The 9,700-nt window shown below is 62.4% G+C and carries 10 protein-coding genes; 3 read left to right on the forward strand and 7 right to left on the reverse strand.

All coding sequences use genetic code 11. The annotated features are described in order from the left end of the window. A partial coding sequence (locus ACESMD_RS10230; RefSeq protein WP_372612819.1) for a hypothetical protein occupies positions 1 to 2,229 on the reverse strand: 2,229 nt, incomplete at its 3' end. Between the two features lie 190 nt (positions 2,230 to 2,419). Here ACESMD_RS10230 and ACESMD_RS10235 point away from each other — a divergent pair. Beyond that, on the forward strand, positions 2,420 to 3,091 hold the full coding sequence (locus ACESMD_RS10235; RefSeq protein ID WP_372612821.1) for a DUF3047 domain-containing protein: 672 nt from the start codon (positions 2,420 to 2,422) through the stop codon (positions 3,089 to 3,091). Positions 3,092 to 3,107: 16 nt separating this feature from the next. Here the strand turns inward: ACESMD_RS10235 and ACESMD_RS10240 are convergent, their stop codons facing one another. Together ACESMD_RS10240 and ACESMD_RS10245 are read right to left on the reverse strand one after the other, a co-directional pair. Further along, the gene (locus ACESMD_RS10240) at positions 3,108 to 4,094 is read right to left on the reverse strand and encodes an asparaginase (protein ID WP_372612823.1); all 987 of its coding nucleotides are present in this window, start codon (positions 4,092 to 4,094) and stop codon (positions 3,108 to 3,110) included. A gap of 143 nt (positions 4,095 to 4,237) precedes the next feature. Further along, positions 4,238 to 5,473 (reverse strand): DUF4236 domain-containing protein, encoded by a 1,236-nt coding sequence (locus ACESMD_RS10245; RefSeq protein WP_372612825.1) that lies wholly within the window; start codon positions 5,471 to 5,473, stop codon positions 4,238 to 4,240. 342 nt (positions 5,474 to 5,815) lie between these two features. Here ACESMD_RS10245 and ACESMD_RS10250 point away from each other — a divergent pair, with 342 nt between their 5' ends. Then, positions 5,816 to 6,355, forward strand: coding sequence for a hypothetical protein (locus tag ACESMD_RS10250; RefSeq protein ID WP_372612827.1), 540 nt, complete (start codon positions 5,816 to 5,818; stop codon positions 6,353 to 6,355). A gap of 44 nt (positions 6,356 to 6,399) precedes the next feature. Next, entirely contained in the window at positions 6,400 to 7,221 is an 822-nt protein-coding gene (locus tag ACESMD_RS10255; protein WP_372612829.1) for an OmpA family protein, read from the forward strand. A 183-nt stretch (positions 7,222 to 7,404) separates the two neighbouring features. Here ACESMD_RS10255 and ACESMD_RS10260 read toward each other — a convergent pair whose 3' ends face one another. The 4 genes from ACESMD_RS10260 to ACESMD_RS10275 form a co-directional block, all read right to left on the reverse strand. Then, on the reverse strand, positions 7,405 to 7,623 hold the full coding sequence (locus tag ACESMD_RS10260; protein WP_372612831.1) for a hypothetical protein: 219 nt from the start codon (positions 7,621 to 7,623) through the stop codon (positions 7,405 to 7,407). A 2-nt stretch (positions 7,624 to 7,625) separates the two neighbouring features. After that, positions 7,626 to 7,895 carry a transposase gene (locus ACESMD_RS10265; RefSeq protein ID WP_372612833.1) on the reverse strand — a complete coding sequence of 90 codons (270 nt, stop codon included), beginning with the start codon at positions 7,893 to 7,895 and terminating at the stop codon, positions 7,626 to 7,628. Positions 7,896 to 8,006: 111 nt separating this feature from the next. After that, positions 8,007 to 8,894: a DMT family transporter gene (locus ACESMD_RS10270; protein ID WP_372612835.1), complete on the reverse strand. Its 888-nt coding sequence runs from the start codon at positions 8,892 to 8,894 to the stop codon at positions 8,007 to 8,009. A gap of 1 nt (position 8,895) precedes the next feature. Then, positions 8,896 to 9,700: BCCT family transporter (locus ACESMD_RS10275; RefSeq protein WP_372612837.1), on the reverse strand; the 805-nt coding region annotated here is incomplete at its 5' end.

Raw genomic sequence — 9,700 nt, forward strand, 5'->3', positions numbered from 1 at the left:
AGGCATGCCACCGGCGACAATGCATCCAGGCAACAGGGCTCCCAATACCTCCAGCATGGCGGTGGGCGCGGTCCTGTCGTCTTCCCCGGGATGGATCCACAGCACGGCGAGCGTCTCGATCGTCTCGGGCAACTCGGTTATTCCCCCGGCAAGCGTGTTGGTCAGCGGCAATTCCAGCGGCTCCACTCGGGGCAAGGCCGTCAATCCAAGGCGAAGACCAAGGGTCAGGTGGCTGCCCGTGGAGCTCAGTGTCTCTACTGCCTCGGCCCTCGAATCGCCCTCGGGCAAGAGGCACAGCACGGCTCTCCCGCCGGGTGTCAGCAGCAGGCCGGCATCGAGCACCAGCCGGTCCGGAATAGACGCCTGACGCAACAGGCAGGACACCACCGCGGGGCCGAGTCGCGCGAGCGTCAGTCGCGAGGCCTGTACCTCGTCACCGGCCACCAGGGTGTAACCCGCCGAGTCGCGCAATACGCAGAGTCGTGGTAAATCGCCAGCAGTCTCGTCGCCCAAGGGCCTGAGCCGGTCCCCGAAAAGCCTGGATAACCGGACCAGAGCAGGGTCACTGCCGACCTGCAGAGCCCAGGTGCGACCATCAAAGTCCAGCTGCATGATGGTACCCGGCGAGCGCATCGGCACTGCGGGGGGATTCAGGGGAGTTCCGGTGTCGGTTCCCGAGGAAGAGGGTGAAGACCCACTCGCCTGCTGGCACAGCAAACCGGCTCGACACCAGTCCCCCAGGGTTCGCCATACATCCAGGCGCAGGGCCTGGCGATCCGGCACCGACGATTGCTCCCGGGAGGTGGCACGCCACACCTCCTCGGTGATGGTGTCGGGGTCGAGTCCCTCGGTAGCCAGAAGCCAGATCAGCGTCGCCGTCTCGTTGGGGCGCAAGTAGTCGCCGGAGCCAGTGGCGTAGAGGGCGAGTTGGTCGTCATCCAGCAGTTCCGCCACCTGGCGGCGCTGTAGCAGTGGTCGCTCTATGGAAATGCCCGCCAGACCCTCGGCCAACAGCACATCGGCAAGGGTCGGCAGCGAGAAATAGGGCAGGTAGCGGGTCGGCTCATTCCCCGGCAACAGCGGCTCGAAATCGCCGGCCCGGGACATCTCTGCCTCGGCTTCGGTGACCAGCCATGCCGCCTCGACCGCCTTCCCATCGTCGGGTTGAGGGGTGGCGCCAGCGATATCCACCAGCGAGACCAAGTCGCGTACCAGACCACCCTTGACGACTTCCTCGACCCGTCCGCCATTGTCCGGGGCCGCACAGATCCCCAGAGAGGGGCTGAGATTGCACTCGAGGATCCAGGGCTTGAGGGTGTCATCCACCAGGCAATCGAGCCCCAGCAGCTCGTAACAGCCTCGCGAGTCGGCACCGACCTGGGCGGTCCGCCGTCGCATGGCATCCACGCCGGAAATGGCGGTGAGGGCGACCAGGTCCTGGATGCGCGCAAAGAGGCGTTCGTCGTCATGACCCTGGTCGCGAAGCCACTGCCGATAGCGTTCGAGGTCGATGAACTCCACCGGCACCTCTGCGCGATCATTGAGGGCATTGATGTCCGGGTTGGTCAACTGGCTGTAGGGATTGTCGACGTCCTCGGGATCCCAGGGCTCCGACGCCAGCTTGGCGAACCCCTGACGATAGAGATACACGCGCAGCGGCTCGATGGAAGAGATCAGCACATACAACCGCAGGACATACTTGTGGCCGCGAATGGTGTGGGGGTTGGCGAGGTACTCCTGCACCAGCCAGTCCGGTTCCAGGGGCGCCTCTGCCACATCGCCCAGCACTCGTATGCCCTTGCCCTTGGAGGCATTGGTAGGCTTGAGAATCCAGCGCTGGCCGGGGTTGGCCAGGGCAGCCTCCTGGAGCTCATGATAGTCGCCGGGCATCACGTAGGCCCGCGGAAAGAAGGCCAGCCGCCCGGCCAGTTCGCTGTCGGCGCCATGGCTGTCATGCATGCGCTCGCGCAGAGTCACCAGGCTATCGTGGAGTCGGCTCTTGACGGTGAGCGCCGCATTGCCAGGAAAGTGGTTGAGCTTGCACCGCGTCGAGACTCGACGGAACTGCTCGGGGGCGGGCATGCCGGTGATCCAGGCGGCATCCCAGTCGTGCTCGTCTCCCGCCTGCCAGCCCAGTGGCTCGAGAGACTCGCGAAAGAACCGGTCCTGCTCGGCGGCACGCTTGCCACCCAACCAGAAGCGCCTTGTCGGCGAAGGCTGATCCGTCATAGCCGAGACCTCCGTGCAGCTGTTGGTGTCGATTGTCGGTTAGTGTCTAAATCTTGAGTCGTTGTTGATTGCCGAACCTTACAAAGGCGCAGGATAGTGACGAGTCGTCTTGCTGGAACACTGTAAGGACGATGCAGCCAGCCACGACTCATTACCTTTACCCTCAGAACCTGACGAGGACATCGCCCTTATGACCCTTCCCCCTATCCCCATCGGAGTGCTGCTGGTGGCGACTTGCCTGCCGCTGGCGGCAGAGGAGCTGCGCTTTTCCGCCGAGACGATGGCAGGCTGGCCGACACGCTCCTTCGACGGTGAGACGGCGTATCAAGTGGTTGAGCGGGATGGCACGCAGGTCCTCCAGGCCAGGGCCGGAGAACAGGCATCGGCGAAATATCTGGAACGTGAGGTGGACCTGAACCGCACACCCTATCTCCACTGGTGCTGGCAGGTTTCGGGGATACACCAGGGGCTCGACGAGACAACCAAAGCCGGTGACGATTACCCGGCGCGGGTCTATGTGGTGCGCAAGACAGGCCTCCTGCCCTGGCAGGTACAGTCGGTGAACTATGTCTGGGCGTCGAGCCAGCCCGCAGGCGCTGACTGGCCCAACGCCTTTACCTCACGCGCCCATCTGCTGGCACTCCAGAGCGGCGAATCACGCGTGGGTGAATGGGTGGCGGAGGTCCGGGACGTTCGCGAGGACTTCGACGCCTTGTTCGGCGAACGTGCCAATCGAATCGACGGCGTCGCCCTGATGAGCGACGGCGATAATGCCGGTGTCGATGCCACCGCCTGGTTCACGCACCTGGGGTTCTCGGCCAGTGCCGAGCCACCGGCATGCCCGGGGAGCACAACGGGCTGAGGCGTGCATTCCCTCATCAGGGTCGAGAAAGAGCGTGCTGGAACCACCTCGCCATCCCCTCTTTCCCATCCTGGAAAGGAGTGGATAGCATCACCGCCAGGTTGAGTCGGGCCTTGCGAGCACTCTGGTCAGGGACGACGAGAGCCCCCAGTGACACCAAACTGGCCAGGCTTCCCGGGAATTCGTAACTGAAATTGACCGGTCCCTCCTGACAACTGGATACCACGAGCACGGTGATCCCGGCCTTGATGGCATTCTCGATACTGGCGAGCCAGCCAGGGGGCACATGCCCCCTGCCCAGCCCGTCGATCACCAGGCCACGAGCGCCGCTGGCCACCGAGGCCTCGACGAGTTCAGGGCTGGCATCCAGGTAAGCAGGCAGGATATCGACACGGGGCAGGCTCTCGCCGAGTGGCAGCAACGGCATGCGCAGGGGCAACTGAGCCAGGTGGACGCGAGGCCCATCGACATAGCCCAGTTGACCGCCACCCGGTGCACCGAATCCATTGACCTGATAACTGTTCAGTTTGCGGACCTGCCGGGCGGCATAGATGCATTCGTTGAACACCACCGTGGCACCCAGTCCGGCCAAGCGGCTGTCGGCGGCGACAGTGATGGCATTGGCGAGATTACGGAAGGCGTCGGTGCCCTCATCGTGGGGAGCGCGCTGAGAACCGGTGACGACCAGGGCACAGTGACTCAATGCCAGGGTGACATCCAGGAAATGTGCGGTTTCCTCGAGGGTATCGGTGCCATGGGTGACGACGATTCCGTTGATATCCGGGTCCTTGGCCAGGCGTTCGCAGTGCCGTGACATCTCGACCAGGTCAACCAGGCTGATGGCGTTGCTGGGCTTCTGCAATATCGACCTGACTTCGACATCGAGAAGATCTGGCTCCGGTAGAGCGACGCGTTCCAGAAGCGACTCCCCGCTCATCGCCCCGGAAATATTGAGACCGGACCCCCCTGGCATACTGGCGATGGTGCCACCCGTCGTTAACACTATGACTCGTCTTTTCCTCATGATCTCACCTTCCACCGCGCCATTCTGAAAGCCACCCACAACCCCATGACGATCCGTGTCGGCCATACCCTGCACCACACTTACCAATCGCGAATGAGGTCATATCCCCCGTGCCAGTGACCTCATATTAACTTGAAGGGCTCGATGTCGCGGAAGATCCCGGTCTTGGTCATATCGCGTCGCAGGGTGAAGTTCTCCATGGCCGCGACCGGATCTATCTGATCAAGATGCTCGAACTGGATCCGCTCCCATTGCTGGCGAGTGACCTTGACGCTATAGAGATACTGATCACGCCGGCCGCCGGTGGCGGCGTCGATCATCTGGCGATAGCCGGAGACGCGGGCTTCCTGCACCCTGGGAAGCCTTGCGAACACGGCCCCCAGCACTCGGAAGGCGATACCGTGGACATGGTCACGATAGAGCTTGCGCTGCCCCGTCGCACTCAGGGTACGGGGCGTAAGCCGCAACTGCTTGGCGGGCATGGTCCAGTAGCGGTCGGGCATCTCGTCTTCGGCGGGCAGATCGATGTCCACGGCAATGCTGCGGTCATCCTGGCCGAGATCGAAGTCGATGGCCGTCTCGCGCGGCCAGTCGATTTCCTCGAGGCGCTCGCGCAGGGTCTGTTCCATGGCGTCGAGATCATGCCAGACCGCCTCGGCCTCGCGGTGATGACGAGCAAACTCAGCGGCATCATGCTCCGCCTTGCGCCACTCCCAGGCCCGGTAGGCTTCCTCGAAGCGGGCCTGGCGGAGGCGATTCTCTTCATCCAATTGTCGTTTGGCCGGCGGCCACAGCCGGTGCCACCACTCCGGGTGGAGAAGCTCGGCGGGCGCAGGGGGCGACTGGGTATAGTCACGGGCCTCATAGCCCATCACATCAGGGAGCGGGGTCTGTTCGTGGAGTCGACCCAGTCGGTCCAGATCCTCGTTGAGGCGCTGGCAATGGGCCTCCAACTGCTCGCGAAGCGACGACGCAGCATTGCGGCGCAGCACTCGTGCCTGGGCGTCGGACATGGGGGTGCCATCACCATGAAAGTAGCTGATTCGCCCTTCATCGCTCACGTCAATCTGGATCGACAGGCTGGCACCCTCGCGGAGCATGGCATCCAGCTCCGCCGGAGCTTTTGATGAAGCGCCACCTCTCCCTGCACGTCGACGACCACCCTTGCGGTCCTGAGTATTGAGCTTCTGCCGGTACGCAAGCCCGGTACCGGGAATCCCCGCATGACCATGGACGCCACTCGGCCCGAGGCTCAGGCTCGCCCCACGTGGGCCGACCGAAAGCCCCAGACCGCGCTTGCTGAGGTTGATGCGTATGCCCGGGGCAAGCGTAATACGTCGCTGGAACCGAAAAGCCATCCTCCCTCCCTGAAATGCACACGGTGCCTAGCCAACATTGCCGACACACCATTAGCCTACACCACTTCAGCCGATCGCTGACCAGAGTTCGGCATCTTTCAGAAGCCACCGGAGGCTGGTGCACTCCCACGGATCCCGAATGTGATGTTCTCCGGACTGCCGTGGCAGGAGACCCGTGACAATCGGTCTCCTATGTGTGCTGTCGTACCGATGGTCGGACTTTTATTTACCATGATGAACGCAACTGACACGAAGGCGCTCCTCGACAAGGATCACCCCCCTTCCTGGCCAGAAATGTTGCTAATCACAGCTAGCCCGCCGGCAATTCCTCGATCACCGATCATGACGAAAACCGTGCTGGCATCGGCAATTTCAGACAACCGTTATCACGCCAGGTGGCTCTGGTTCAGGAAAATCAACATGAAAGATCGAATGCGCCATTTCAGGAAACCCGCGGTGCTGTTGGCATCGCTGTCGCTGATGAGCCCAGGCTTTGCCCAGACGACCCTGTCGTCAGCTACCGACACAGAGATCATTACTCTCGCTCAGGTTACTGAATCTGTTGATAAAACAGAGGAAGAACTACTGGCCGAGCAGCAAGCCATCGACCAGGCCGAAGCAGACGCCCTCGCCGAGCAGGAAGCCAGCGACAAGGCTGACGCTGAAGCCCTTGCCCAGGCTGAGGAAGACGCCCTGGCCGCTGTCGCCGCCCTCGAGACCCAGGAAGCCACCACGACATCCGAAGAGGTCGTGACCTCGGACACCACGCGCACCAGCACCGAGGAAGTCAAGGTCGCTGCGGCGTCAGAAACAGATGATGACAACAACCAGATATGGAAATACCTGGGGCAGCCGCAGCGGGTGCCGTGGTCGGCGCCTTGATTCCTCAACTCGGTGGCCGTGTCGTCGACAATCAAGGCGACCGTATGATTGTCGAGCGCGACGGCGAGCTTTATGTGCGCAAGGACGAGAATCTCTTGCTGCGTCGTCCCGGGGTAACCGAATCGACCCAATTATTTGACGACGGTATCACCCGCTCCACCGTCACCCGCGAGGATGGCAGCCAGATCGTGACCATTCGCGATTCCGGTGGCTTCGTGCTCAAGCGTACCCGTTATCTACCCGATAACACCGCTATCGTGCTGATCGACGAAACGCAAAAGACCGATAGCTGGATGTCTTCCGTCGAACTTGATGAATCCCTCCCTCCCCTGCGCTATACCCTGCCGGATGATCGCTACGTGGTCGATTACCGACGAGCAGATGAGGATATCCTGCGCCAAACACTGCTGGCTCCACCGGTACAGGAGTTCGAGCAGGTCTTCACGCTCCGCCAGGTACGCGAAAGCTCCCGAGTCCGAGCCATGATGCCTAGTATCGATCTCAACGTTATCCAGTTCGCCACCGGTTCCTCGGCCATTCAATCCACCGAAGCCCAAGCACTGGGGATGATCGGGCACACCATGGCCGATGTCATCGAGCAGCACCCGAGTGAGATCTTCCTGGTCGAGGGTCATACCGACGCCGTCGGATCGGACTTGTTGAACCTCGGACTATCCGACCGACGAGCAGAAGCCGTCGCCCTGGCACTGACCGAATACTACGCCATTCCCCCGGAAAACCTGATCGTCCAGGGCTATGGTGAACGCTATCTGAAACTGGATACGCAGGGACCCAGCCAGGAAAACCGACGCGCCAGCGTCCGGCGGATCACCCCCTTGATCGATGCAAACCTGACCAGCCTCTGAGAAACCGGACCTGAAGCCAAGGCACCAGGAAAGCCGACAGACAATGCGCTCTGTCGGCTTTTTCAATGGGAAATTCCCGGGTATCCGGTTAAAGCGCCGGGGTGTGCACTGCTCCTGGGCAAGATCAAGATCGTGGTGCCCTCCAGTATGGGTCAGAAGGCATCAGGCTGCAGGCGGGGCAAGCTAGGTATCTACCGACTCCACGCCCACGGTCTTGCCTGCCCCGACCTCGTAGCCACTGACCAGCACGTAGCGGCTGCCGGGACGGTGATCGGCCCACTTTCCGCGGTAGAAGCGTGCGTCGCGCAGCTGCCGCCAGTAGGGCGAAACCGAACGTGGTGCGGTCATCAGCGCCTGCAGCTCACGGTCTTCGCGGTCGTAGCCGACCTGGGCGAAGGGCACGCCTAGCAGACACGCTTGATGCTGGCGTCGGTGTCTTTGAAAACGCGATTGCCCAGAACCGTCTGGCGCAGGTATGGCCACACGTTTTCAGCCGGATTGAGCTCGGATGTAGCCGCCGGGATGCACACCAGTGGCAGATTGTCGGGCACCTTTAGCTTGTCGGTCGTGTGCCAACCCGCCTGATCCGGCAGGATGATCACGTGCACGTCGGAAGCCACAGTGGCACTGATGACGACCCAGTGGTGTTGCGTGGCTTGCGTGTTGACCAGCACCCGCGATGTGCCGGTATCGTGTGTCGGACACAGCGCGCCGTCGTGTTCCGGATCAGGCTCGGCATCGACCGGGCGGGCGACTTGTCGTTCGACAACTGATTGAAGTCACGGCTACCGCGGCGCCCGAACGCACGCCGAGGCCGCACAGGCGAGAAGAACCAGCATACAGCCGGCCAGCAAGGGCAGTGTGGGCTGGGTTCGCCCGGCCAGAACCAGCGTGATCGCCGCAACGGCCGGCACCGCATAGGGCACCACGGGTACGATGCGCGGATTACCGTGGCGCACGACATAACCCCAGGCCACAAATCCCAGCCCGTAAGGCCCGATCCCGAGCGCGACGCCGGCAGCCCAGGAGCTGAGCGAACCCGGCCACACGAGACCGCCGAAGCCGGCCTGGAGGGTCAACGCGAGTATGGCACCGGCCGCGAAGAAAGCGGGATAGGCCGGCGCGATCGCACGGGAATAAACCTGCAGAAACAGCGAGTAGCCCACCCAGGACAGGCCCGCCAGCAGCGCGCCAGCGTATCCCAGCCAGGCATCGAAAGACGGCGCCGTGGCCCAGTCCTGCATGACGGCCACACCGGCCAGCCCGAGGCACAAGCTGAAAAATGTCAGCGGCATGGGGCGACGGCGAATATAGACGTCGCTGGTAATCGCAAACAACAGGGGCCAGCTATAAGTGATCACGACCACCTGGGCGGCGGGCGCATACGCCAGCGCGGCGAAATAGAACGCCGCGCTGGCGATTGGCCCGACGATGACCGCCAACCAAGCATACCAAGGATGCTCACGCAGCGCGAACGTCAACGCGCCGCGGGTGCCCGGTAACATGCGGCTGCTGACCGCCGCGCCGATCAGGGCGATGCCCGTCAACTCAAGCGGCGGCACATCGGCCGCTAGCATCCGTAACCAGGCTGTGACGCCCCAGAGGAGCACCACCAGAACGCTGAGACCTGCAATGCGGTAGACCGGGCTTGGGTTGGGGGCGTTGGTGCGCATATCAACTCCTGATGGAGTCGCGCTGTGGTGCGACCGCAGTCTCTTCACGCAATCCCTTGTAGAGCATGACGCACGTCGCGAGCAGAACCAGGCAGAATGGCAGACCGGTGGTGACCGAAGCCGTTTGAATGGCGCTCAAGGGATCGCCGCCGCCGAGGGTACCCGCGATCAGCAGCACGGCCGCAATCGCCCCTTCGAGCACGGCCCAGAACAGGCGTTGTTGCCAGATGGGATGCGGGTCCCCGCCGTTGGTCAATATATCGACGACCAGCGATCCCGAATCCGACGACGTCGCGAAGAACAACGTGACGACTACGATCTGCACGACCGCCGCAATCGCCGCCAGAATCCCGGCGACCGGCAGCTGATTCAATACGACGAAGATGGCTTGCGAGGCACTGGCGTCCAGTAGCGCCTGATCACCCCCGTTTTCCAGAATGCCGTGCAGCGCGGCTCGCCCGAAAATAACGAACAAGACCAGCGAGGCGCCCGTGGGCACCAGAAGCGTGCCCAGAATGAACTGGCGGATCGTGTAGCCGTACGAGATGCGGGCGAGGAACATACCCACGAACGGGGACCAGGAGATGAACCAGCTCCAGGTAAACACGGTCCACGCTGTCTGGAATTGTTCGCCCTGTTTGTCGGTAAAAACATGCAGACTGGTATAGGCGAAGTGCTGGATGTAGTAGCCAATATCGGTGCCCAGATAACTCAATATGTAGAGCGTCGGCCCAGCAACGAGCACGAAGACCGCCAACGCCAGCGCCAGCCACACGTTGAACAGCGACAGGCGCCGAATACCGGCA

The sequence above is a fragment of the Halomonas sp. genome, from assembly GCF_041689495.1.
GTDB lineage: Bacteria > Pseudomonadota > Gammaproteobacteria > Pseudomonadales > Halomonadaceae > Halomonas.

Bases quoted from the DNA above. Each gene is read 5' to 3' on its own strand.
- ACESMD_RS10235 (WP_372612821.1), top strand. From the start codon at position 2,420: ATGACCCTTCCCCCTATCCCCATCGGAGTGCTGCTGGTGGCGACTTGC.
- ACESMD_RS10245 (WP_372612825.1), bottom strand. From the start codon at position 5,473: ATGGCTTTTCGGTTCCAGCGACGTATTACGCTTGCCCCGGGCATACGC.
- ACESMD_RS10255 (WP_372612829.1), top strand. From the start codon at position 6,400: ATGATTGTCGAGCGCGACGGCGAGCTTTATGTGCGCAAGGACGAGAAT.
- ACESMD_RS10270 (WP_372612835.1), bottom strand. From the start codon at position 8,894: ATGCGCACCAACGCCCCCAACCCAAGCCCGGTCTACCGCATTGCAGGT.
- ACESMD_RS10250 (WP_372612827.1), top strand. From the start codon at position 5,816: ATGACGAAAACCGTGCTGGCATCGGCAATTTCAGACAACCGTTATCAC.